This window comes from Pedobacter psychrodurus (assembly GCF_004331735.1).
GTDB lineage: Bacteria > Bacteroidota > Bacteroidia > Sphingobacteriales > Sphingobacteriaceae > Pedobacter > Pedobacter psychrodurus.
Genome location: NZ_SJSO01000005.1, coordinates 229,439 through 252,324 on the forward strand (window position 1 = coordinate 229,439; position 22,886 = coordinate 252,324).

Annotated in this window: 21 protein-coding genes; 14 read left to right on the top strand and 7 right to left on the bottom strand. The window is 38.8% G+C overall.

What is annotated here, in order from left to right; all coding sequences use genetic code 11:
- Nucleotides 1–8: 8 nt before the first annotated feature.
- Entirely contained in the window at nt 9–2,015 is a 2,007-nt protein-coding gene (locus EZ456_RS07770) for a urocanate hydratase (RefSeq protein ID WP_131528914.1), read from the top strand.
- Between the two features lie 300 nt (nt 2,016–2,315).
- On the opposite strand, the gene EZ456_RS07775 is transcribed toward EZ456_RS07770, so the two are convergent.
- Together EZ456_RS07775 and EZ456_RS07780 are read right to left on the bottom strand one after the other, a co-directional pair.
- Nucleotides 2,316–4,790 (bottom strand): PAS domain S-box protein, encoded by a 2,475-nt coding sequence (locus EZ456_RS07775; protein ID WP_131528916.1) that lies wholly within the window; start codon nt 4,788–4,790, stop codon nt 2,316–2,318.
- 93 nt (nt 4,791–4,883) lie between these two features.
- Entirely contained in the window at nt 4,884–5,786 is a 903-nt protein-coding gene (locus EZ456_RS07780) for a LysR family transcriptional regulator (protein ID WP_131528918.1), read from the bottom strand.
- Between the two features lie 99 nt (nt 5,787–5,885).
- Between EZ456_RS07780 and EZ456_RS07785 the strand changes: the two genes are divergently transcribed.
- Both EZ456_RS07785 and EZ456_RS07790 read left to right on the top strand, forming a co-directional pair.
- Entirely contained in the window at nt 5,886–6,515 is a 630-nt protein-coding gene (locus EZ456_RS07785) for an NAD(P)H-dependent oxidoreductase (protein ID WP_131528920.1), read from the top strand.
- Nucleotides 6,487–6,771 (top strand): putative quinol monooxygenase, encoded by a 285-nt coding sequence (locus EZ456_RS07790; protein WP_131528922.1) that lies wholly within the window; start codon nt 6,487–6,489, stop codon nt 6,769–6,771. The genes EZ456_RS07785 and EZ456_RS07790 overlap by 29 nt, the downstream gene beginning before the upstream one ends.
- On the opposite strand, the gene EZ456_RS07795 is transcribed toward EZ456_RS07790, so the two are convergent.
- Together EZ456_RS07795 and EZ456_RS07800 are read right to left on the bottom strand one after the other, a co-directional pair.
- Nucleotides 6,772–7,623 carry an EamA family transporter gene (locus EZ456_RS07795; RefSeq protein WP_131528925.1) on the bottom strand — a complete coding sequence of 284 codons (852 nt, stop codon included), beginning with the start codon at nt 7,621–7,623 and terminating at the stop codon, nt 6,772–6,774.
- A gap of 117 nt (nt 7,624–7,740) precedes the next feature.
- On the bottom strand, nt 7,741–8,088 hold the full coding sequence (locus tag EZ456_RS07800) for a hypothetical protein (protein ID WP_131528927.1): 348 nt from the start codon (nt 8,086–8,088) through the stop codon (nt 7,741–7,743).
- Nucleotides 8,089–8,206: 118 nt separating this feature from the next.
- Here EZ456_RS07800 and EZ456_RS07805 point away from each other — a divergent pair, with 118 nt between their 5' ends.
- The 5 genes from EZ456_RS07805 to EZ456_RS07825 all read left to right on the top strand — a co-directional run bounded on the left by EZ456_RS07805 (nt 8,207) and on the right by EZ456_RS07825 (nt 13,339).
- The gene (locus tag EZ456_RS07805; RefSeq protein WP_131528929.1) at nt 8,207–8,737 is read left to right on the top strand and encodes a superoxide dismutase family protein; all 531 of its coding nucleotides are present in this window, start codon (nt 8,207–8,209) and stop codon (nt 8,735–8,737) included.
- A gap of 212 nt (nt 8,738–8,949) precedes the next feature.
- Nucleotides 8,950–9,483, top strand: coding sequence for an ExbD/TolR family protein (locus EZ456_RS07810; RefSeq protein ID WP_131528931.1), 534 nt, complete (start codon nt 8,950–8,952; stop codon nt 9,481–9,483).
- Nucleotides 9,484–9,793: 310 nt separating this feature from the next.
- Nucleotides 9,794–10,000, top strand: a complete 207-nt coding sequence (locus EZ456_RS07815; protein WP_131528933.1) for a bacteriocin — start codon at nt 9,794–9,796, stop codon at nt 9,998–10,000.
- A 63-nt stretch (nt 10,001–10,063) separates the two neighbouring features.
- Complete coding sequence (locus EZ456_RS07820; RefSeq protein ID WP_131528935.1) at nt 10,064–11,221, top strand: HlyD family secretion protein; 1,158 nt, start codon at nt 10,064–10,066, stop codon at nt 11,219–11,221.
- A gap of 6 nt (nt 11,222–11,227) precedes the next feature.
- Nucleotides 11,228–13,339, top strand: a complete 2,112-nt coding sequence (locus EZ456_RS07825) for a peptidase domain-containing ABC transporter (protein WP_131528937.1) — start codon at nt 11,228–11,230, stop codon at nt 13,337–13,339.
- A 954-nt stretch (nt 13,340–14,293) separates the two neighbouring features.
- Here EZ456_RS07825 and metK read toward each other — a convergent pair.
- The gene (gene metK, locus EZ456_RS07830) at nt 14,294–15,544 is read right to left on the bottom strand and encodes a methionine adenosyltransferase (RefSeq protein ID WP_131528939.1); all 1,251 of its coding nucleotides are present in this window, start codon (nt 15,542–15,544) and stop codon (nt 14,294–14,296) included.
- Between the two features lie 225 nt (nt 15,545–15,769).
- Between metK and EZ456_RS07835 the strand changes: the two genes are divergently transcribed.
- The 5 genes from EZ456_RS07835 (at nt 15,770) to hisS (ending at nt 19,823) form a co-directional block, all read left to right on the top strand.
- The gene (locus EZ456_RS07835; RefSeq protein ID WP_225876492.1) at nt 15,770–16,651 is read left to right on the top strand and encodes a diacylglycerol/lipid kinase family protein; all 882 of its coding nucleotides are present in this window, start codon (nt 15,770–15,772) and stop codon (nt 16,649–16,651) included.
- 107 nt (nt 16,652–16,758) lie between these two features.
- Nucleotides 16,759–17,109, top strand: a complete 351-nt coding sequence (locus tag EZ456_RS07840; protein WP_131528943.1) for a translation initiation factor — start codon at nt 16,759–16,761, stop codon at nt 17,107–17,109.
- 367 nt (nt 17,110–17,476) lie between these two features.
- Entirely contained in the window at nt 17,477–17,677 is a 201-nt protein-coding gene (locus EZ456_RS07845) for a hypothetical protein (protein ID WP_131528945.1), read from the top strand.
- Entirely contained in the window at nt 17,667–18,287 is a 621-nt protein-coding gene (locus EZ456_RS07850; RefSeq protein WP_131528947.1) for a LytR/AlgR family response regulator transcription factor, read from the top strand. Before EZ456_RS07845 ends, EZ456_RS07850 begins: the two co-directional genes overlap by 11 nt.
- Nucleotides 18,288–18,431: 144 nt before the next feature.
- Entirely contained in the window at nt 18,432–19,823 is a 1,392-nt protein-coding gene (gene hisS / locus EZ456_RS07855) for a histidine--tRNA ligase (protein ID WP_131528949.1), read from the top strand.
- Nucleotides 19,824–19,935: 112 nt separating this feature from the next.
- Here hisS and EZ456_RS07860 read toward each other — a convergent pair whose 3' ends face one another.
- A complete protein-coding gene (locus tag EZ456_RS07860) occupies nt 19,936–20,667 on the bottom strand; it encodes a class I SAM-dependent methyltransferase (RefSeq protein ID WP_131528951.1) in 732 nt (243 codons plus the stop codon).
- 203 nt (nt 20,668–20,870) lie between these two features.
- Here EZ456_RS07860 and EZ456_RS07865 point away from each other — a divergent pair, with 203 nt between their 5' ends.
- The gene (locus tag EZ456_RS07865; RefSeq protein ID WP_131528953.1) at nt 20,871–22,178 is read left to right on the top strand and encodes an MFS transporter; all 1,308 of its coding nucleotides are present in this window, start codon (nt 20,871–20,873) and stop codon (nt 22,176–22,178) included.
- A 228-nt stretch (nt 22,179–22,406) separates the two neighbouring features.
- Here the strand turns inward: EZ456_RS07865 and EZ456_RS07870 are convergent, their stop codons facing one another.
- On the bottom strand, nt 22,407–22,787 hold the full coding sequence (locus EZ456_RS07870) for a VOC family protein (RefSeq protein WP_131528955.1): 381 nt from the start codon (nt 22,785–22,787) through the stop codon (nt 22,407–22,409).
- Between the last annotated feature and the right edge of the window lie 99 nt (nt 22,788–22,886).

The window sequence follows — 22,886 nt, forward strand, 5'->3', positions numbered from 1 at the left end:
TTTAAAACATGGATTTTAAAGCACAGATATTAGCAGGTATTCCTTCGGTATTACCTGCAAAAAAAACTAGAAATACAGCATTAAGCCATGCCCCCGTAAGGAGAGCCGTTTTAAGTGCAGATGAAAAAAAACTGAGTATTAAAAATGCTTTGCGTTATTTTCCGAAAGCATGGCACCAAGAACTCGCACAAGAATTTTTAACTGAATTGGAAAGCTTCGGACATATTTATATGTACCGCTTTATGCCCGATTATGCCATTTATGCAAGAGACATAACGGCATATCCCTGTCGTACTGTTCATGCTGCAGCGATTATGCTCATGATCCAGAATAATTTAGATCCGGCAATAGCACAGCATCCCGAAGAGCTGATTACTTATGGTGGAAACGGGAGTGTATTCCAAAATTGGGTACAGTATCTTCTAACGATGCAATACCTTGCCATGATGACCGATCAGCAAACACTGAATATTTACAGCGGGCATCCGCAGGGATTATTTCCATCTAGTGCTGCAGCACCTCGGGTAGTGGTAACCAATGGCATGATGGTACCCAATTATTCTTCACCAGATGATCTTGAAAAATTCAGTGCTTTAGGTGTAACCCAATACGGCCAGATGACGGCAGGTTCTTACATGTACATCGGGCCGCAGGGCATTGTTCATGGAACCGCAATTACCTTAATGAATGCCTTCCGCAAAAAGGGTTTTTATGGAAAGGATACTGCGGGTAAAATTTTCCTTACGGCCGGATTAGGTGGAATGAGCGGTGCGCAAACTAAAGCAGGTAACATTGTGGGCTGTATCACGGTTTGTGCTGAGGTAAACCCAAAGGCTGCGACCAAAAGGCATCAACAAGCTTGGGTAGATGAGCTGATCGATAGTTTAGATGAACTGCTTAACCGTGTGATACTTGCCCAAAAAGAAAAAGAAACGGTATCTCTGGCGTACATTGGCAATATCGTTGACGTTTGGGAGCGATTTGACCAAGAAAATATTGAAGTTGCCATTGGTTCTGATCAAACTTCACTGCATAATCCATATTCAGGTGGTTATTATCCGGTTGATTTAGGTTTTGTTGAAGCAAATGAAATGATGGCCGGTGCGCCTGACCAGTTCAAAGGTTATGTTCAGGATTCATTAAAAAGGCAAGCTACAAGCATTAACAAACATACTACTAAGGGAACTTATTTTTTCGATTACGGAAATGCTTTTTTGCTGGAGTGCAGTAGGGCAGGTGCCGATGTAATGTCGTCAAATGGAATAGATTTTAAATACCCATCCTATGTAGAGGATATTTTAGGTCCATTATGTTTCGATTATGGTTTTGGCCCATTTAGATGGGTTTGTGCTTCAGGCAACGAAAATGATCTCGATTTAACCGATAGTATTGCTAAAGAAGTGATGGAAGAAATTAAACTTAGTGCACCAGCAGAAATACAGCAACAAGTACAGGATAATATCAACTGGATTAGCGCGGCAAAAGAGAATAACCTGGTGGTAGGCTCAAAAGCACGGATTTTATATGCTGATGCCGAAGGAAGGGCGAAGATTGCCTTACGTTTCAATCAAGCCATCAAAACAGGCGAATTATCGGCTCCAGTTATTCTGGGCAGAGATCATCATGATGTAAGTGGAACGGATTCTCCTTTTAGAGAAACCAGCAATATTTATGATGGAAGCAGATTTACTGCCGATATGGCCATTCATAATGTCATAGGCGATAGTTTTAGGGGTGCAACCTGGGTTTCTATCCATAATGGAGGTGGGGTAGGTTGGGGCGAAGTAATAAATGGTGGTTTCGGAATGGTACTGGATGGAACTGATCAAGCCGCAGAAAAACTACAGAACATGCTTTTTTACGATGTAAACAATGGAATTGCCAGAAGAAGCTGGGCCCGCAATAAGGAAGCGCGTTTTGCCATCGAACGAGAAATGGAACGGACAGGTACTTTAAAAATTACGTTGCCAAATTTGGTTGATGATGGGGTGTTGGATGGATTGGAGATAGATTAAGGTTTAAGATTTAGCCACGGAAGCACAGAAATCACGGAATACTGTGCGTATTGTCATCCGGAGTGGAGTTGAAGCGTTTTATAAAAATATTGGAGTGATGATGACAGGCTGCGAAGTATCGTCATTCCCAGCTTGATTGGGAATCGTAATGCCTTGGTAGGGATTTTAGGTTTCTTTAAGATTCCCGCCTGCGCGGGAATGACGACACACTACAATAAATCCCCTGCCTCGAAATAACGAATTTCTTGAAAAAACTTAGTGCACTTTGCGAAAACCTTTGTGATAAAAAGCTGTGATAAATTAACTCAAAGGCAAAGTAAAATGAAAAGTAGAACCTTTGCCTTCTTCACTCTCTGCCCATATTCTTCCATTATGCCTTTCTATAATTTCAGCACTTAAGTAAAGCCCGATTCCAAAACCAGAAATGGTGTGATTCCCCTTTACGCGGTAATAACGTTCAAAAAGTTTATCAATATCATCGGGTTTTATGCCTATTCCCTCATCCTTAATTTTAATCTCAACCTCAGTATCGTGCAGTTTGCAGCTTACTTCAATACGTGTACCATTGTCTGAATATTTTAAACCGTTACTAATCAGGTTTGAGATAACATTCCCGATTTTATCCCGATCAGCATTGATCTCCACCGAGCAGGTTTCATTTAATATGATTTGATGAGATGATTGCGAAATATAAGTTTCCTCAATGGTTTCTTTCAGCAAATCATCTAATTTGAAATTGGTTTTTTCAATTAGCAGTTTGCCCGATTCCAACCTAGACACATTCAAGAAACCATTAATCATGGTCGTCATTTTTCTGATCTGGCTATGTGCTTTATCTAACGCAATAACGGCATAATTATCTTCATCTTTTTTCGCTTTGCGCTGCAAAACCTGTACAAATCCATTAATGGCAGTTAATGGTGTTTTTAACTCATGACTTACCATGCCAATAAAGTCATTTTTCCGGAGTTCATCTAATTTTTGCTCCGTAATATCAATAAATAGGCCTGAATATTCTGTTGCATTGCCATGCTGATCTACAAAAACTCTTCCTGTTGCCCTAACCCATTTTTCTTCACCAGTGATTAAATGATTAATTGGATATTCAGAGTCGCTTGGCGAATGGTCTTTTAACGCATTTTCCAACGCTGATTTTAACATATCATGGTAATCTGGATTCACAGCTTTTATAATCGAATCCATCGTGGCAGGTTCATCAAGCGGCAGGCCCAATAATTCTTTAACAAAAGCAGACATGGTAACCTCAAGTGTTTTAGGGTCGATACTCCAGGTACCCATTCTACCCGTTTCTATAGCTTGTCGCAGTTTTACCTCGCTATCAGCGAGTTTATTGGTATATTGGATAAGGTCATCGTGTGTTTGGGCAAGCTCTTCATTTGCTGCTGTCATTTCCGCATTTATGTCCTGAAGTTCCTTCTCATAAAGCTTTCGTTCTGTAATATCGGAGCTCACGGTAGCTATGGCAATTACATCATCAGTTTCTTCGTTTTTAATGGCGAAACCATTCCACTCAATCCAAAAAGGATTTCCTGTTTTTTCATTCCAGAAACGAATTTCTTTTCTGAAATTATTTTTTTGTAATATTCCTGGTAAAAGTTCCTCGGCAATTGATCGATCTTCTGGAAAAACACAATCTAAAATGGTTCTTTTGGTGAAACTACTCCAGCCCAATTTTCTTAGTGCTACTGGGTTTAAATACTGGATAGACATATCTAATCCAGCCAAACCAATAAATTCAGAACTGGCCTCAACGAGCTTGTTTAAGTTCTGCCTTTCTATTTCCATTAATTTTCTTTCTGTTATATCAACACAAGAACTTATGTATCCAGCAAAAGATCCATCAGCATGAAAGCGTGGTGGGCCATTGGCCAGCAACCATCGGTAATCTCCTTTTTTGGTCAGGATTCTAAATTCGCCTGTAAATGGTTTTTGTTCGGCCAAAGCTGAAAGATAAATATTTAGATATCCATCGCGGTCTTCAGGGTGGACTAAATCGATCCAGGCAAAGGCCAGGAGGTCTTTCATCGATCGGCCTGTTAATTCCGTCCAGGGTTTGTTGAAATAAATGGCATTTCCACTTTCATCTCCAACAGCAATAAAGATATCGGTTCCCTCGGCCATGGTTCTGAAACGTTTTTCACTTTCCGAAAGTTGGTTAAAACGTTCGACAACCCTTAATTCCAATTCGTTATTTAAAACGTGCAGGGTTTCTTGCGTTTCCTGGAGTTCTTCATTTGTGGCAACAAGCTCTTCATTGGTTGTTGCCAGTTCTTCTACTGTTGCCGCCAATTCTTCATTTAAAGTTTGTTCGCGTTGTAGTGCCTCTTCTTTTTCAAGCGCTCGTTCTACAGCCTCCTGTCTAAGTACCCGCTCACTTACATCAATTGCCGTGTGTAGAATGCAAATGGTTTTACCTGCATCATTTTTTATGGCCCGGTATTCAAAATCAAAATAAAATGTTTGCAGTTTACCGTCAATCATCAAATCAGCTGCGGTATCTTTTCCTGAGATAACTAACCCTTCTAACCATACTTTTCTGAACATCCCAATAAAAGGCTGTCCTTTTAACTCCGGTAAGGCGTCTTCCAGCGATTTTCCGATTACGCTTCTGTTTTTGCCCCAGATTCTGAGCATGGCATCATTAGCCGCTTGAATTACAGCCGTTTCTCCCACATGAACAGCTGTGGCCGTATGGGTCAAGTTAAAAACTTCTAATAATTGATCGTTACTTAACAGGTGATTAGGATAACTCATTACGGAAGCTTAAGTATTATCTGAAATAATTATTTATCTAAGTGTAAAACAAAATTAAATCACGGATCTAACCATGATCATTTTTGATATAAACTATATACTAACCATAACCTCCTTAAAAAGTTTTTTAATTATATGAATTTCTGATGCATACTGTGTGTTTTTCCTACAACCAAAATATAAAGTATTTGTCAGTTTTGAGGTGCCTTCCCAAATCACCTTCACTTTTCCGGCTTCTACTTCTTTTTTGCAAAGGAAATCTGGGATGATCGCTAAACCCTTTCCGCCAGATAAACAGCGAACGATGGAATTTAGATTAGGTACAATATAATTTGGTCTGAAATCGGCATGTTTGCCAAAATTGAGCTGCCAGAAACGTAAGAGATGCTCCATATCGCCGGCTGTTCCATACCATTTTTGTTGTTTTAACCATGCTTCCATTCCTGTTAAATCTTTCTTTTTAACTAACGAATCAAAAGTTTGCCCGTCAGTTTCTATTCCGCCTACTAAAACGATGGTTTCGGAAGAAAAAGCCTCGTGCTCTACATTAGGTGAATTACCTTTTTGCGGGGTAATAATGAGGTCTAAAATACCTTTATCCAATTGATCTAACATTTCAGGATATTCGCCAAAACGGATGATCATATTAAAAGGAAGGGTAGAAATATATTGTTCGAGCGTTATCTGAAAAGTCTCAAAACACATGCCTACGCTAATGGTTGGTGTATGTTTCTCTGTGCTTTTTTGAAAATGTTTTTCGGCATCTTCGAGCTTTCCAAGTGGTTCTACAATAAAGTTATATAACACTTTCCCTTTTTCGGTAGGAATCATCTTCCTGCCTGTACGCTCGAACAGTTTGTAGCCAACGTAACTTTCTAAAGAGCTTAAATGTAAACTTACCCCTGGTTGTGAAATAAAGAGATTTTCTGCTGCGCCTGTTAAAGTTCCTGTTTTATAAATCGCCTTAAAACTTCTGTACCATTCTAAATTAACCATAGTATTAGTATTATAATTCTGATACAAAGCTATGAATTAACTTGTTTTAATAATAGGTTTAGGCACTGTAATTTTGTCTTATCAAAATAGAAAAACGAAATGACAAAAATATTCATCATCAATGGAGGACAAAAATTTGGACACTCCGGCGGAAGATTTAACGAAACGATAGCTAACGCCACAGCCGATTTCTTTTCATCAGTGGAAGGATTTGAAATAAAAACAACCAATATTAACCACAATTACGACCCAAAGGAAGAAGTAGAAAAATATGTTTGGGCAGATGTTGTAATTTACCACACACCAATCTGGTGGTTTCAGTTACCACATGGATTTAAGAAATATATCGATGTTGTGTTTACTGAAGGGCATAAAAAAGGAATCTATACAAGTGACGGCCGTAAAGCCGATAATCCGACAAGAAACTACGGTACCGGCGGGATGTTGCATAGCCGTAAGTATATGGTAACATCATCGTGGAACGCACCAAAAGAGGCATTTACCTTACCCGAAGAATTTTTTATGGAAACCAGTGTAGATGATGGTGTATTGTTCGGCTTCCACAGAATGAATGCTTTTACCGGAATGGAACGGATAGAAGGCATCCATTTTCATGATGTAGAAAAGAACGCAGATATCAATAGTGCATTAAAATTACACCAGGAACATTTAACCCAAAACTTTTTAAATACCGAAATATATGAGCATTTATCTAACAGCAATAGTTAAAAGTAAAAAAGAAACCGTAGCCGCATTAAGAAATGTGCTGTTGGATATGGTTGTAAATTCCCGTAAAGAGGAAGCCTGCATTCAGTATGATCTGCACGAAGCAGCAGAGGATAATACTTTTATTTTTCAGGAAGAATGGAAAGATCAGGCAGGTTTGGACCTCCACAATCAGCAGCCTTATATTTTAGCCTTTGTGGTGCAAGCGGATACGTTGGCAGATGATGTTGTAATCTATAAAACAGAAAAACTGGCCTAATTACAGTTTTGCACTCCTGGCTGTTAACGAAGAACCTGCAGAAGCAATTACAACGAAAGCCACGGCAAAACACTCTTTTAAGGTGAGGTATTCTTGTAAAAAAACGAGTGCAGCCAGTGAGGCCATGGCGGGTTCGAGGCTCATTAAAATACTGAAAGTCCGTGCAGGGAGCTGCTTAAGGGCTCTCATTTCGAGGGTAAACGGGATGGCGCTTGATAGTAGAGCAAGCGCTGCTCCTAAACCCAATAATTTCGGACTCAAACCGCTTAAGCCGCCGCCAAAAATACCAAATGGCAAGATGACTAGGGTAGCGAATAACATTCCAATGGCAACAGCATCACCACCTTTCATTATTTTTGAAATCCTTCCACCCAATATAATATAAGCTGCCCAAAAAATGCCAGCTAAAAGGGCCAGTAACACACCCGCCACATTCAACCCTGTACTGGTCCATGGGGCAATTAGTGCAATGCCGGTTGCGGCCAGTATTACCCAAAGAAAATCGACCGGTTTTTTAGAGCCAAAAATGGCCAGACCCAAAGGTCCAACAAATTCTAAGGTTACCCCTAAACCGATCGGAATTCTTGCTATGGCCATATAAAATACCATATTCATTACCCCTAAACAAACACCATAAAGGATAACATATTTCCATTGTTTGGCGTTTAGTTTAAATAGGTTTGGCCTAAAGGCAATTAATAAGATCACCGCAGATAAACCGATCCGTAATGATGCTGTAGCAGCAGCACCAATTTGTGGGAAAAGCCCTTTTGCAATTGCCGCCCCACACTGCACACTAATAATAGAGAGTAAGACAGCTGGTATGGGTGGGATATTGATTTTGCTTTTCATTTGGTGCTCGTAAATGAGGCGCAAAATTACAGAATTATAAGCTGCTAATATTTTAAAATAAAAAAAGGGAGAATCAGATTACGCTAATTCTCCCTTTTCAATCAGACTTTTAGGTTATTAACAAAACAGTTCCTGTTCGTCTCTGTTTTCGGTAGGAATTTTCTTTAAGAAATCATCAAATGCCGGCCCTTCATTATCAGAATATATTCCGTAAGCGTCTAATATATATCCAATGTTTTTATCCTGATCTTCTAAGAGGTAAAGTACAGAGTTGTCTGCAGGGTCTGAATCTCCTTCAAAGCGATAAGTTTTAACAATAGTTAAATCTTCAGGTCTATAAATTTTACCCAAAGATTTACTTTGCATTTTACCATGATCAGATATTTTTAACTCGTTATCTTTTCCTTTCAGCCTCAATTTCTCCAAAATTTGACTTAAAGTGTTCATTGCTATTGGCTGTTCCATAGTTATACGATTTTATACCCATTAAACAAGTAGCATTCGAAATGGTTTTGCATGTCGTTCTTTTAAAGCAAACTAAATGATTGTCAATCTGTTTCTTATACAAACTAAATTTTATAAAATGAAAAAATATCTTTTAAGCCTCGCTATTGCAGGCGTAGCATTGATCAGTGCTTGTGCTAATACCGACAAAGAAATTGCCCAGGCTACACTAACCGAAACAGCTGATAATACTAAAACCATTGGAACAGCAAAGTTTTACGAACTGAGTGATGGAAAAATTAAAATGGATATCGAGATGAATTTTGCAGCGCATGCAGATAGTAATGTTGCGGTCCATTTTCACGAACATGGCGATTGCGGCAATATGGGCGAAAATACCCATGGCCATTGGAATCCAACAAAAGAAGCCCATGGGAAATGGGGATCTGCCGCTTATCATAGTGGAGATATCGGCAATATTATGTTAGATAATAAAGGCCATGCTACCCTTTCGGTTACTACTGATAGATGGAACATTAAAGATGGCGATATTAAAAATATTATCGGTCGTGGGATTATTGTACATGGCGGTACCGACGATTATACCACACAACCAACTGGTAACTCAGGACCACGGGTGGGTTGCGGTGTAATTGAAGCGGTGAAGTAATATTTTGTATATTAGTTTGATCGTCATTTCGAGCGGAGTGCAATGCAGTCGAGAAATCTATTAAAGATCTCTCCATTTCACTGCGTTTCATCCGATAGCTATCGGATCGAGATGACGATTTTTTGTTGGAGTCTTTAAGCGATTAAATTTTTAATCGCTTTTTTTATGCAATTCGATTGCTGTTGTCATCATCATTAAAAACCTAAATTATTATGGCCACTCTAAACGAATCTCAAAGCGGCAAGGCTGCAAAGGGAAGAACCAAAAAAACTGCACCAAGGGTAGACCTTACCGCTATGGTAGATCTGATGTTTTTATTAACTACATTTTTTATGCTCACTACTTCTTTGGGTACTTTAAATGCGGCAGATATTGCCAAGCCTGATGAAACGGATATTGATGTAGTAGAAAATTATCCCGAATCTCGTACCATGACCATCCTGCTTGGCAAAAACAACAAGGCTGTTTGCTACATGGGAACAATAGAAAAGGCTAATATGAAGGTTACCCTGGTAGCCAACATTCAAAAAGAGATTATTGCAAACGAGAAACTAGTTGCTGAAACCCATCAGCATAATCCGGCCAAATATATGATCGTAATTATCAAGCCAGCTAAAACGGCTAAGTTCCAGAATTTTGTAGATGTAATTGATGAAATGAAAATTGCTAATATTAAATCGTATGCCATTGACGACGATCATATTGCAGAAAAAGAGACTGCATTTATGAAAATGAACGGCATCTAGATTTATTGACTTTTTTAAGACCCAAGGCCTTAAATACAGCGAATAAAAAGAATATAAGATGGTTTAAGGCTAATGAATAAATTGAATATAATAAATGATACAATCATTTCTCTGGAAATATTGCGTTTTTAATGTTCTGAGCCCATTTTTATAGACTATATTATAGAGTTGTTAGGTTTGTGTTAGGTGTTTAATACTACATCCTTATAGCTAATATTATTACATTAGTCAAAGTGTTTGGCCGAGCATCAGGCGCATCCCGAAAAGCCTTCAAAAGAGTAGGGATCTTAAAACTCAAAAAAAATCTAGTATGAAAAGTTTAGAATTAAAAAATCTTGGTGTTAAAGAAATGAACACAACTGAAATGTCACAAGTTGAAGGTGGTGGTATTGTTAACAATACATTAAGCGAACTTTTAGCTTCTCTTTCAGGAACTTTAAATGCAGTTGGCGCAGACACTTCAGCATTTTTAAGCAAAACAGTAACCAATGTTTTGAAACTTGTTTGGAGTCTATAAGCAATTTATTGTATCCGCTGTTCTGGCTTTCAGAATAGCGGATGCTTTACGATTTCAAACACTATGGCGCTAACCAGCTACTCTACAGAAAGAATTTCAAATACCGCTCTCGTTTACCGTTCCCAAATTAGTAAATCAAGCCAGTTAATTTATATCGTTGCCGTGGCAGCCATTTTAATTGTTTTGGTTGCCCTTCCCTTTGTTAAAATACCCATTAGCGTAAATGGTACAGGCATTTTACAATCTACCATCGAAAAAACAGAACTTATTGTACCGGTTAATGGCCGATTAATACAGTACAGACTTTCGGATAATAAGAGGCTTAAACAAGGCGATACACTGCTGGCCATTGATGCTGGTTTACCCAAACAGCAAGATGCTTTGGTAGAAACGCGTAAAAATCAGATCACCCATTTTTTACAAGACATTAGCACACTGTTATCATTTAACGGCGGTTCCGATCTGCAAAGCGGCCAGTACGTTGCTTCCTGGCAACAATATGTACAGGAGTCGAAAAACGCTGGTATTGCAAAAAGACAGGCCGCGAGTAACTTTGCGCGTTATAGTAAGCTTTATCAAAATAAAGTAATTACACAATCTGAATACGAAAAATACAAATACGAACTCGAGCAGGCCGAATCGGTTTACTTAATGGTGCGTACTAAATATAAAACCCAATGGCAAACCGAAGCCAACGGGTACCGCAATGAACTTCGCCAACTTTCAGGCCAGCAGGCAGAACTTAACGAACAGAAAAAACAATATGTATTACGGGCACCAATAGATGGCTCTGTTCAAAACTTAATCGGTTTACAGCAAGGGGCTTACGTATTTGCCAATCAAAAAGTGGGAGAGGTTTCTCCTGATGCTGGTTTGGCCGCTTATTGTTATATCAATCCTTCTGATATTGGCCTAATTAGAAAAGGACAAGAGGTACACTTCCAAATAAACGCCTACAATTATAACCAATGGGGTTTGGCCTTAGGTAAAGTGATCGATATTTCAGACGATATTGTAATTTTAAATGGCAACCAGCCTGCTTTTAAGGTAAAGTGTTTAATGGATAAAAATTTTCTAATGCTAAAAAACGGTTATAAGGGATACCTCAAAAAAGGAATGAATTTTACTGCCCGTTTTAAAGTAACCGACCGGAGTTTATATCAGTTACTTTACGATAAGGTAGATGATTGGGTTAATCCAAACTTAATCCAAAAAACATAAAAGGCAATGAGTACAAAGGTTAAGCAACGAGATATAACAGATTGTGGTGCGGCTTGTCTGGCTTCAATTGCTGCTCACTATAAATTGGATTTGGCCGTTGCCCGCATTAGGCAGCTCGCCGGAACCGATAAAAAAGGTACAACCGTTTTAGGACTTGTAGAAGCCGCCCAAAAACTAGGATTTGAGGCGAAAGGTGTAAAAGCACCTTTTGATAGTTTATTTAAAATACCTACACCCGCTATAGCACATATCATTGTGAATGATATCCTTCAGCATTATGTAGTGATTTACAAAGTAAATAGTAAGTTTATAGAGGTGATGGACCCTATAGATGGGAAAGTGCACCGTAAAACGCATGATGAATTCAAAAAGGAGTGGACCGGTGCTTTAGTCTTATTGTTGCCATCAGAAGATTTTCAGATCGGCAATGAAAAAAAATCAATCCAAGGTAGATTTTGGAGTTTGATTAAACCGCACAAAGGCATTCTGACACAAGTTTTATTTGGTGCTATTGTTTATACTGTACTGGGTTTATCCACCTCTATTTTTGTTCAGAAATTAGTCGATTTTGTGCTGGTAGATGGTAACCATAATCTGCTAAACCTGATGAGCATAGCCATGATGGTTATTCTTTTGGTGCAGTTGTTTATTGGCTCGGCAAAAACAATTTTTACCTTAAAAACGGGCCAGTTAATCGATTCGCAGCTTATTTTAGGCTACTACAAACACCTGCTCCGTTTGCCCCAGCAGTTTTTTGATACCATGCGGGTGGGCGAAATTATTTCGAGGATTAACGATGCCGTAAAAATCAGAACATTTTTAAATGATGTATGCGTAAATTTTGTGGTCAACATTTTCATTGTTTTCTTCTCGTTCATCATGATGTTTACTTACTACTGGAAACTAGCGCTCATCACGCTTACTGTTATCCCATTATACCTGATAATCTATGTAATTACCGATAAATTTAACAAACGTACACAGCGTAGGTTAATGGAGGATGCTGCCGAGCTCGAATCGCAATTGGTAGAAAGCTTAAATGCAGTAGGTACGATTAAACGCTTCGGCTTAGAAGATCATGCTAACGAGAAAACCGAAACCCGTTTTATTAAGTTGCTCCAGGCAGGCTTTAAATCAAATATAAATGCCGTGGTATCGGGTACTTCTACCGAATTTATTTCGCGCATGATTACCATTGTATTGCTTTGGGTGGGCGCAGGTTACGTGTTAAGCAATTCGATTACACCAGGAGAATTACTATCATTTTATACGTTGATCGGTTATTTTACTGGACCAGTTTCCGCTTTAATCGGAATGAATAAAACCGTGCAGGACGCGGTAATTGCGGCAGACAGGTTATTCGAAATTATGGATCTTGAACGTGAAAGTGATGAGAACCAGATTGAGCTGAGTGCCAATAAAATTGGGGATATTCATTTCGAAAATGTTTCTTTCCGTTATGGAACCAGATTGGCTGTTTTCGAAAATCTGAATTTAACCATTCCACAAGGAAAATTTACGGCCATTGTTGGCGAGAGCGGATCGGGAAAATCGACATTAATGTCTATCCTGCAGAATATTTATCCTATACAGGCTGGTAATGTACGTATTGGAAAATATGATCTCAAATACATTACCAATTCGTCGCTTCGCAGAATGGTATCGGTAGTGCCCCAGCAGATTGATTTATTTGCTGGTAATGTAATCGAGAACATTGCCATCGGCGAGGAAGAACCCGATATGCAAAGGATTATTGATATTGCTACTAAATTGGGTTTAATCGGTTTTATTGAAGCTTTGCCAAAAGGTTTTCAAACCTATTTAGGCGAAAATGGAACCGCATTATCAGGTGGACAAAGACAACGGATTGCCATTGCAAGGGCTTTATACCGCAATCCGGAAATTCTGATTTTGGACGAGGCCACCTCGTCGCTCGATTCGGTTTCTGAGCAACATGTACAACGGATGATCGAACTTTTAAAAGCCGAACAGAAAACCGTAATTGTAATTACACACCGATCGAGTACGCTGAACAATGCTGATAAAATTATTGTATTAGATAAAGGTTTAGTGGTAGAACAAGGCAGCCATCAGGAACTGAAATACCATTTGGCCTAAATTTACGAAGTTTTGCAAGGCATGAGCATTGGGGGAACTTCGTAAGTTTAGCAAGGGGGTAAAGCTTGTTTTTTGGAAAGCAATTGCAGTGGTTTTTTTAATGTCAGTCCTGCTTTTTGCTTGTAGTCCCGATTAGAAAAAAAATCGGGAGCTACCGCGTCAATCAGGTTTGTGTAGGTGCTGTTTGTGCAGCTATTTTAGGTTGCAGGTGCGTAAGCTTAGCGCTGGCCAGCGCATGGATTATCTAACCCAAGAACCACCAGCCTAAGTTAAATAAGCCTGATCGCCGCGGCACGAAGTAAAGCAGAGAGCAGGGCTTTTGGAACCGATCAAGACAGGAACCTGCTTTTCAAAAAAGTTATCAATTGATTTTTCTAGTATTTGCGGAGCCACCAGATTCGCTCAGATGTTAACATCTGACTTAGCAAGGGGTAAATCTTATTTTTTTTGGAAAGCAATTGCAGAAGCTCTTTTTAATGTCAGTCCTGCTTTTCATTACAAGTCCGCTCCCGATGAAGAATCGGGCTTACGGGCTTTCCATTTCAATCAGGTTTGGGTAGGTTAGGCTTTTACTACTATTACCGGAAGTCTGCACAGTTCCAAAGCATTTCTTTTTTAAGGGATTATCTTCCCAAGAACCACCAGCCTAAGTTAAATAAGCCTGACAGGAGCGAGCATCCCGATTTTTCATCGGGATAAAGCAGATGGCAGGGCTTTCGGAACCGATATATAAAGGAACCTGCTTTTCTAAAAAATATCGATTGATTTTCTAGTTTGCTGAGCCACCAAACACGGAATCTGTGTTGGATGTTACCATCCGACTGCACGAGGCTAACTTACGAAGTTTTACCTACCCCGCTTGCCTTTTAAACTTCGTAAGTTTGTGCGGGCTAGCAAAAAAAAAGGCGTTCTGCATATCTGCAAAACGCCTTTTTCTATAATTTAGTCGAAGAATTAAATGCCGAAAGCAGCTTTAACCTGATCTACGTAATCTAATTTCTCCCAGGTAAACAGATCAACCGTAACTGTTTTTTCTTCACCGTTTGGCGTTCTGAAAGTTTTAGTAACCGTTTCTGGTGTGCGACCCATGTGCCCATAAGCAGCAGTTTCGCTATAAATTGGGTTTCTTAATTTCAAACGTTGCTCAATAAAGTAAGGGCGCATATCGAAAATCGATTCTACAATTTTGGCAATCTCGCCATCCGTTTTACCCACTTTGCCAGTGCCGTAAGTATTGATGTAAATACCCATTGGTTTTGCAACACCGATAGCATATGATACCTGAACTAAAATTTCGTCGGCCACACCAGCAGCCACTAAGTTTTTAGCAATATGGCGTGTAGCATAAGCCGCACTTCTATCTACTTTACTTGGATCTTTACCAGAGAAAGCACCACCACCATGTGCGCCTTTACCGCCGTAAGTATCAACAATGATTTTTCTTCCAGTTAAACCAGTATCTCCGTGGGGGCCACCGATAACGAATTTACCGGTTGGGTTAATGTGGTATTCAATTTTATCATTAAACAGATGTGCGTATGCAGGATTGGCTTTGATAATTCTTGGGATCAGGATATTCACTAAATCAGTTTTGATTTTCGCCAGCATTGCTGCTTCTTCATCAAAATCATCGTGTTGTGTAGAAATTACAATCGCATCAATACGCACAGGTTTGTTGTTATCGTCGTACTCTAAAGTAACCTGGCTTTTCGCATCAGGGCGTAAATAAGTGATTTCGTTATTTTCGCGGCGCAATACAGCCAATTCCTGCAATAATTTATGAGAAAGATTTAATGCCAAAGGCATATAATCTTCAGTTTCGTTAGTAGCATAACCAAACATCATACCTTGATCGCCAGCACCTTGTTCTTCTTTGTTCGTTCTATCTACACCTTGGTTAATATCTTGAGATTGCTCATGTATTGCCGATAAAATTCCGCAAGAGTTAGCCTCAAACATATACTCGCTTTTGGTGTAACCAATTTTCTTGATCACATCGCGGGCAATTTGTTGTACATCTAAATATGTTTTAGATTTTACCTCACCCGCTAAAATAACCTGACCAGTTGTTACCAAAGTTTCACAAGCAACCTTTGATTCTGGATCGAAAGCTAAGAAGTTATCAATTAATGCATCCGAAATTTGATCGGCGATTTTATCTGGGTGACCCTCTGAAACAGATTCTGATGTAAATAAATACGACATTTATTAAATAAATTAATGATAAATAAACAAATTAATAACTGCCAAACCCCTTGGAAACAGGTGTTGAAATGATTGAAAGGAGGCATTAGCAATTTTTTTAAGTGGTTGCAATCCGGTCCCGTGGTATCGGGATAGCAAATCAATCCACTTTTTTACTGCTGCAAAATTAGCATATTTTCTTTATTTCAAAAATTATAGATTATTTTGTGCATTCATTCTTACACTTTGCACACAAAGATCAATATCCTCTTTATTATAAACCCTATCTCTGGTGGGCGAGGGAAGTTACGCATCCCCGATTTTATTGATCAATACCTGGATAAGGAAAAGTTTAACCCGAACTTTGTTTTTAGCGAATATGTTGGTCATGCCGGAGAATTGGCAGACGAAGCTGCAACTAAAAATTTCGACGTAATTGTGGCTGCGGGAGGCGATGGTACCATAAACGAAGTGGCAAGCAAAGTGCTAAAACACAAAAAGATTTTGGGGATTTTGCCACTTGGATCGGGAAACGGCCTCGCCAGGTTTTTAAGGATATCCAAAAATTTAAGGTATGCACTTTCCCTGATCAATAATTTTAAGGTTGATGAGATTGATACTGCCGAGTTTAATAACAAATGTTTTTTCAACTTGGCTGGTATGGGCTTCGATGCACATTTAAGTTCTGTTTTTTCGAAAGATAAAAAACGAGGTTTATCGGGTTATGTAAAGCTAGGCTTTAAAGAAGTTTTTAACTATAAGGCCCAAACTTATTTGTTAAACATTGATGGCGCAGAATATACCAGAAAAGCTTTTGCCATTAGCATTGCCAATTCATCGCAGTATGGAAACGACGTTTATATTGCACCTAATGCTTCGGTAAAAGATGGTTTGCTCGATGTTTGCATTATTAAACCTTTCCCGATAATAAAATTGCCATTATTGGGTTATGTAATGTTAAGAGGGAAGGCCGAAACCTCAGATATGATTGAAATTATTAAAGGTAAAAACATTAAAATTACCAGAGAAAAAGCTGGTGCAGTGCATGTAGATGGCGAACCTTTACAAATGGGAACAGAGATTGAAGCGCTTGTACACCCGCTATCGTTAAAGGTAATTGTTCCCTAGGTGAGTTTGGAGTTGAGTGTTTGGAGTTTGGAGCCGATCTGACTTTCAGACCATGAACTAATAACGAACGAATTAAGCAAGCATCACCCATTTTACATTTATAAAACATGAAACCAAAGAAAAACAGTTTAAACGATCTTGGCGGAATTATGTATTCTACCAATCCGGAGTTCGAATACGAAGAAGAAGTTGATGATACGGTTACTTCAGCAAACAATCAACAGGATTTAAGGGTAATGCTAGATAAAAAGAACCGTGGGGGCAAGGCTGTAACCTTAATTACAGGTTTCAGGGGCCGCTCAGAAGATTTAGAGGTATTGGGCAAAATGCTTAAAACCAAATGTGGTGTAGGGGGCTCGGTTAAAGACGGCGAGATTATGATCCAGGGCGATGTGCGCGATAAAGTGATGGGTATCCTTCAGAAAGATGGCTATAAGGTAAAAAAAGCCGGGGGATAACAGAAAAAGCTGTCATCCTGAGTGCTAATTTATTGTATAAAAATCAATACGATTGACAGCGGATTTTAATGAATTAATATATTGCGTGGAATTGTCATTCCCAACTTGATTGGAATCGTAGTGCAATAAGCTTTAAGATTCCCGCCTGCGCGGGAATGACGATCATTCTATTGAAGTCTGTTAGTGGTAGCGTGGTCGAAGGATCTTTTTTTGATTGTCCCGTATATATTGGTCTTCGACTATGACGACCCTCGCAAAATACTAAAAGCCTTCCCGTCAATCCTCATGGTAAGCCAGCCGATGCTCAATGTTGATTTTAAAATGAATGGCACGTAGCTACTTTTGTTAAACATTTAAATCAATCAACATGAAACAGTTATTATTTTTATTCTTCTTTATCATTTCTTTTGGGTTACAGATGGCGCATGCAGAATTTTTGAATCTTGGTGGGGCAGAGATAATCATGCTTTTGGTCGTGGGCTTTTTTGCTTTGGCCTTCGTTATAGGTTTTGTTTTCTTATGTTTATATTTAATTAAGAGGTCTAGACCTGCTAAAAATGAAAAATAAAATAATCTTCGGATTCGCTTTCATCCTCACCTATGGTATTCAGGTTGCCCAAGCCGATTTTTTAAATATGGGAAGTGCGGAAATAATGATGCTTTTGGTAGCAGGTCTTATCTTTTTTGGATTTTTTGGTGGCGTTTTTATGTTGATCTATTTTTTGATTAAAAAAAACCGTAATAACTCATCAAACCCTGCTCCGAATACTGTAGCCATAAACTTTGCACCTCCGCTTGCTTATCAAAACCCTACAATTGAGGAAAAAGCCGATAAAAAAGAAACTTTAAAAGTAAATGCTAGAATTGCTTTGCCTCAACAGAATGAAATCAGATATGTTAATACCGAAGAAATAATAAGGTGTGAAGCAGATAACAATTATACCAACTTCTTTTTTAGCGACGGCGATCAGCTGTTGATTTCAAAATCGTTAAAAGAATATTCAGATCTCCTTAAACCGCATGGTTTTGTGCGGGCACACCAAAGCCATTTGGTTAACCCTAAATTTGTAAAAAGCTGGCTGAAAGAAGATGGAGGAACACTTTTAATGGATAGTGGTGAAAAAATTCCGGTGAGTAAACCAAATAGAGAAATGGTGAAAGAGGTGTTGGGGAAGTAGTTTTTAAAATAATTCGTCATTGCGAGGCACGAAGCAATCTTAATACGCTCGCTAAAACCCACAATTATGAGATTGCTTCGTCGTTCCTCCTCGCAATGACGAAACTTTGTTTTTTAAACATTACATTTTTGTACTTTTGTGGCTATGTCAGTTATTAAACCCTCATTAGCAAAAGGTACCCGCGATTTTTCTCCGGTTAAAATGGTAAAACGCAACTTTATTTACGATACCATTAAAACGGTTTTCAGAAAATATGGTTACGCCGAAATCCAGACCCCAAGTTTCGAAAACCTTTCTACCTTAACCGGAAAGTATGGCGATGAAGGCGATAAACTGATTTTTAAAATTTTAAATAGCGGCGAGTTTCTTAAAGATCCAAAAAAGAAGTCCTTCGATTTTGCGGAGGAAGATAATAGTAATAAACTGATTCCGTTAATCTCTGAAAAAGCATTACGTTACGATTTAACAGTGCCCTTTGCGCGTTACGTAGTGATGCATCAGCACGAAATTACCTTGCCATTTAAACGTTTTCAGGTGCAGCCCGTTTGGCGTGCAGACCGTCCGCAGAAAGGCAGATACCGTGAGTTTTACCAGTGCGATGTGGATGTGGTGGGATCTGAAAGTTTATTGAATGAAGCTGAATTTATTTTAATCTACAATGAAGCTTTAAGCAAATTGGGCTTGAAAGATTTCAGTATAAAAATTAACAACAGAAAAATTTTATCGGGTATTGCCGAAATCATTGGTAAGCCAGATTTAATTATCGATATGACGGTAGCCATCGATAAATTGGATAAAATCGGATTAGATGGAGTAAGTAAAGAACTTTTAGAACGAGGTTTTACCGAAGCGGATTTAGAAAAGCTTCGCCCGGTGATTTTGCTTGAAGGTACCAATGAAGAAAAATTAACCAGCCTAAAGGATGTTCTGTCCCAATCAGAAACAGGTTTAAAAGGTGTTGCAGAAATTGAAGAGGTTTTTGAATACGTGGAAAGTTTAAATTCTTATGGTTTGCCGTTAACGGCTAAATTAGAATTAGATATTACTTTAGCGCGAGGTTTAAACTACTATACCGGCTGTATTTTCGAGGTTAAAACGAACGAAGTTGCCATGGGCAGTATTGGCGGCGGCGGTCGTTACGATGATTTAACAGGTATGTTCGGTTTGAAAGATTTAACAGGCGTTGGTGTTTCTTTCGGTGCCGACCGTATTTACGATGTGTTGGAAGAATTAAATCTTTTTCCAGCGGCAGCAGAAGTTGGTACGAAAGTGTTAATCAGTAATTTCGATGCAGAAGCTGAAAAATACGCTTTGCCGATTGTTCAGCAGTTTAGAAATGCAGGTATTTCAGCCGAACTGTACCCAAGTTCAGCCAAGCTGAAGAAACAAATGGCTTATGCTGATGCCAAGAAAATCCCCTATGTAATTTTAATTGGCGGTGATGAAATTGCAAGCGGCGAACTTACCCTAAAAGATATGCAAAGCGGTGAACAGAAAAAACTTACTGTTTTAGGTATTCTGGAGTTGTTGAAATAACAATATTAATTAACCACAGAGATCGCTGAGTTTTCACAGAGCGAGTAGAGACCAATTGCATATCGAACTCAGTGTCCTCTGTGCCTTATCTCTGTTCTCTCAGTGGTTAAACCTACCGCCCAATTCGCAGTAAAACCGGGAAATGAACATCTTTCTCTGCATCATCCCCCCAGGCTTCTTTTAGCTCGGTAAACATATACTCCAGCGGATTGCGTTCATTTGCCTTTTTATAATGTTGCAAAGAAGACCAGGTATTTAAGTAGCCAATCAATTGGTTAAAATTCCATGTGGTTTTAATCTGAAAATGAGGGGCAATAATTTCTTCAAAAGGAAAGGGAATGGTTTTATAACCTTCTTCAATGTAACGGCGTTCACTGTCCCAATATTTACCCAGAATATCTTCATAAAGTTTATGTACAGCCTTATCCACCTTTTTATCGATAAACATGATGCCATAACCAATCACCGCGAAAAGTCCATCAGGTTTTAGTGTTCTTTTTACCTCGGCATAAAATGCTTCGAAGTTAAACCAATGGATAGCCTGTGCTACGGTAATTAAATCGAAACTATCATTACCAACCGAGGTTTGTTCTGCAGGTTCAACTTTGTAGGTAATATTTGGTAATTGTAAAGCATTTTTTAATTGGTTTTCGCTGATATCTGTGGCATAAACAGCATTGAAATGCTGCGCCAATACACGCGCAACCTGACCATTCCCAGTAGCACAATCCCAGGCTGTTTCTTTGTTTTTTACTAGCGCAAACAGATAGTCGTATAATTCTTGTGGATAGGTTGGTCTGTATACGGCGTAATCGGCAGATTGGGTAGAAAAGTTATCTTTCATTTTAATTAATGATTGAAGGTTGAATGAGAGAAGGAGTGAATGGTATCAGGATGAAAACAGCTTCACTCTTTATTTATAAAATTATCATATTTTTGGGTAAGAACCGAATTGTTTAAGTTAAGTTTCGTTCAATAATTCACTCACTCAATAATTTAACAATTCAAACATTCAAAATTCTCTCATTCAATCAATAATTTAGCAACATGGATAAAAGCGTTGATACTGTACGCCAGAAAGAAATTAAGGATGTAGAATACCGCTTGAAATCTATTTTTGGTGGTTCGGTTGGTAATCTTGTTGAGTGGTACGATTGGTATACTTACTCTGCTTTTGCGCTTTATTTTTCTCCTGCCTTTTTTCCAAATAGCAATCCAACTGCACAATTGTTAGATACAGCAGGAATTTTTGCTGTAGGGTTTTTAATGCGTCCTATTGGTGGCTGGCTGTTTGGTAGCATTGCCGATAAACTAGGGCGAAAACGTTCGATGACACTTTCTGTGCTCATTATGGCCATAGGGTCATTAATTATAGGATTAACGCCAGGTTATAAACAGATCGGAATTGCAGCCCCATTGTTGCTTATTTTTGCAAGATTGATCCAGGGCTTGAGTACTGGTGGCGAATACGGAACTTCTGCTACTTACCTCAGCGAAATGGCCACCAAAAAACACCGTGGATTTTATTCAAGCTTTCAGTATGTAACCTTAATCGGCGGACAGTTGTTGGCTTTGGGCATTCAATTAATCTTGCAAAACTGGTTGCTTACCCCTGCCGAACTGCACGAATGGGGCTGGCGGATTCCATTTTTTATCGGTGCTATACTTTCTTTCATTGCTTTGTATTTACGGAGACATATCGATGAAACCTCGGCGTTTAAAAGCAAAAACTCGGCAGACAAAAAAGGCGGCATTGCGGTACTGATGAAATATCCAAAGGAAGTTTTTACTGTTGTAGGCTTAACTTTAGGAGGAACAATCGCCTTTTATACCTTTAGCACTTATATGCAGAAGTTTCTCGTCAATACGGTACACCTCAGTAAAGAAACCTCTACAACTTTATCCTTCATCTCTTTATTGGTTTTTGCAACTATGCAGCCTTTGTTTGGATTATTATCTGATAAAATTGGGCGTAAACCTTTATTAATCGGGTTTGGTGTGCTGGGTACTTTATGTACCTATCCAATTTTAACTAGCTTGGCTGGCGAAACCAATACGACTATCATATTCTTGCTGATGATTGGCGCCCTGATCATTGTGAGCGGATATACAAGTATTAATGCCGTAGTTAAGGCAGAGCTGTTCCCCGCCGAAATCAGGGCTTTGGGCGTAGGCTTGCCTTATGCATTAACTGTTGCCATTTTTGGTGGAACTGCAGAATATTTTGCATTATGGTTTAAAAAAATCGGGCACGAAAATTATTTCTACTGGTATGTAACCGGATGCATTTTAATCTCATTGATTTTATATACTACTATGAAAGATACTAAACACCACTCGAAGATTGAGGATTAATTTTCTGGAGCTTGATACAATACGGAGCGTCATTCCCAACTTGATTGGGAATCTTAATGCAATCAAAACAACCCTTTTTTGTAATGAAATGTAGAGGTGTCAGTCTGCGCTTGTCGAAGACCTTTTTTAAAACACCACTAAATAGCCATCGTTGCAAAGGACGTCGATGAAAGAATTACAATCTCCGTGTTACTCAGTGCTTCCGTGGCAAAAGTCTTTGCAAAGACTTTACAAATAATTACTCACCTCGATTAAATTCATATCCGGATCGCGGAGATAAATAGAGCTAATTTTACCATTGGCGCCAGTCCGCTCTACAGGGCCTTCCTCAATTTCGATACATTTTTCTTTAAGTTCTTGCATCACTTCGAGCAGTGGGAAATCGGTAATAAAACATAGATCGGCTGTTCCGGGCATCGGTTTAAAAGCTTTAGGTTCAAATTCACTTCCATATTGGTGCAGGTTAATTTTCTGATTCCCAAATTTTAAAGCTTTTCGATTTTCGCCAAATTCAATAATTTCCATTCCTAGGGCAAGGCTGTAAAACTTGCAGGTGCTTTCTAAATTGGCAACCGTTAATACAAGATGATCTAAGTTTTTAATGTCCATAATAATAAATTAGAACTAAAGCATTCGTCCTTTTGTTTTAACAATTAGGAATTTATGCTTTCAATATTTGGTTAGTAAATTATCGACAAACAAAATACT

What these genes read in the sequence shown, in the direction of transcription:
- EZ456_RS07815 (WP_131528933.1), top strand. Translation starts at nt 9,794, where the DNA reads ATGAAAAGTTTAGAATTAAAAAATCTTGGTGTTAAAGAAATGAACACA.
- EZ456_RS07795 (WP_131528925.1), bottom strand. Translation starts at nt 7,623, where the DNA reads ATGAAAAGCAAAATCAATATCCCACCCATACCAGCTGTCTTACTCTCT.
- EZ456_RS07770 (WP_131528914.1), top strand. Translation starts at nt 9, where the DNA reads ATGGATTTTAAAGCACAGATATTAGCAGGTATTCCTTCGGTATTACCT.
- hisS (WP_131528949.1), top strand. Translation starts at nt 18,432, where the DNA reads ATGTCAGTTATTAAACCCTCATTAGCAAAAGGTACCCGCGATTTTTCT.
- EZ456_RS07800 (WP_131528927.1), bottom strand. Translation starts at nt 8,088, where the DNA reads ATGGAACAGCCAATAGCAATGAACACTTTAAGTCAAATTTTGGAGAAA.
- EZ456_RS07790 (WP_131528922.1), top strand. Translation starts at nt 6,487, where the DNA reads ATGAGCATTTATCTAACAGCAATAGTTAAAAGTAAAAAAGAAACCGTA.
- EZ456_RS07810 (WP_131528931.1), top strand. Translation starts at nt 8,950, where the DNA reads ATGGCCACTCTAAACGAATCTCAAAGCGGCAAGGCTGCAAAGGGAAGA.
- EZ456_RS07840 (WP_131528943.1), top strand. Translation starts at nt 16,759, where the DNA reads ATGAAACCAAAGAAAAACAGTTTAAACGATCTTGGCGGAATTATGTAT.
- EZ456_RS07820 (WP_131528935.1), top strand. Translation starts at nt 10,064, where the DNA reads ATGGCGCTAACCAGCTACTCTACAGAAAGAATTTCAAATACCGCTCTC.
- metK (WP_131528939.1), bottom strand. Translation starts at nt 15,544, where the DNA reads ATGTCGTATTTATTTACATCAGAATCTGTTTCAGAGGGTCACCCAGAT.
- EZ456_RS07825 (WP_131528937.1), top strand. Translation starts at nt 11,228, where the DNA reads ATGAGTACAAAGGTTAAGCAACGAGATATAACAGATTGTGGTGCGGCT.
- EZ456_RS07775 (WP_131528916.1), bottom strand. Translation starts at nt 4,790, where the DNA reads ATGAGTTATCCTAATCACCTGTTAAGTAACGATCAATTATTAGAAGTT.
- EZ456_RS07785 (WP_131528920.1), top strand. Translation starts at nt 5,886, where the DNA reads ATGACAAAAATATTCATCATCAATGGAGGACAAAAATTTGGACACTCC.
- EZ456_RS07845 (WP_131528945.1), top strand. Translation starts at nt 17,477, where the DNA reads ATGAAACAGTTATTATTTTTATTCTTCTTTATCATTTCTTTTGGGTTA.
- EZ456_RS07780 (WP_131528918.1), bottom strand. Translation starts at nt 5,786, where the DNA reads ATGGTTAATTTAGAATGGTACAGAAGTTTTAAGGCGATTTATAAAACA.
- EZ456_RS07860 (WP_131528951.1), bottom strand. Translation starts at nt 20,667, where the DNA reads ATGAAAGATAACTTTTCTACCCAATCTGCCGATTACGCCGTATACAGA.
- EZ456_RS07870 (WP_131528955.1), bottom strand. Translation starts at nt 22,787, where the DNA reads ATGGACATTAAAAACTTAGATCATCTTGTATTAACGGTTGCCAATTTA.
- EZ456_RS07805 (WP_131528929.1), top strand. Translation starts at nt 8,207, where the DNA reads ATGAAAAAATATCTTTTAAGCCTCGCTATTGCAGGCGTAGCATTGATC.
- EZ456_RS07865 (WP_131528953.1), top strand. Translation starts at nt 20,871, where the DNA reads ATGGATAAAAGCGTTGATACTGTACGCCAGAAAGAAATTAAGGATGTA.
- EZ456_RS07850 (WP_131528947.1), top strand. Translation starts at nt 17,667, where the DNA reads ATGAAAAATAAAATAATCTTCGGATTCGCTTTCATCCTCACCTATGGT.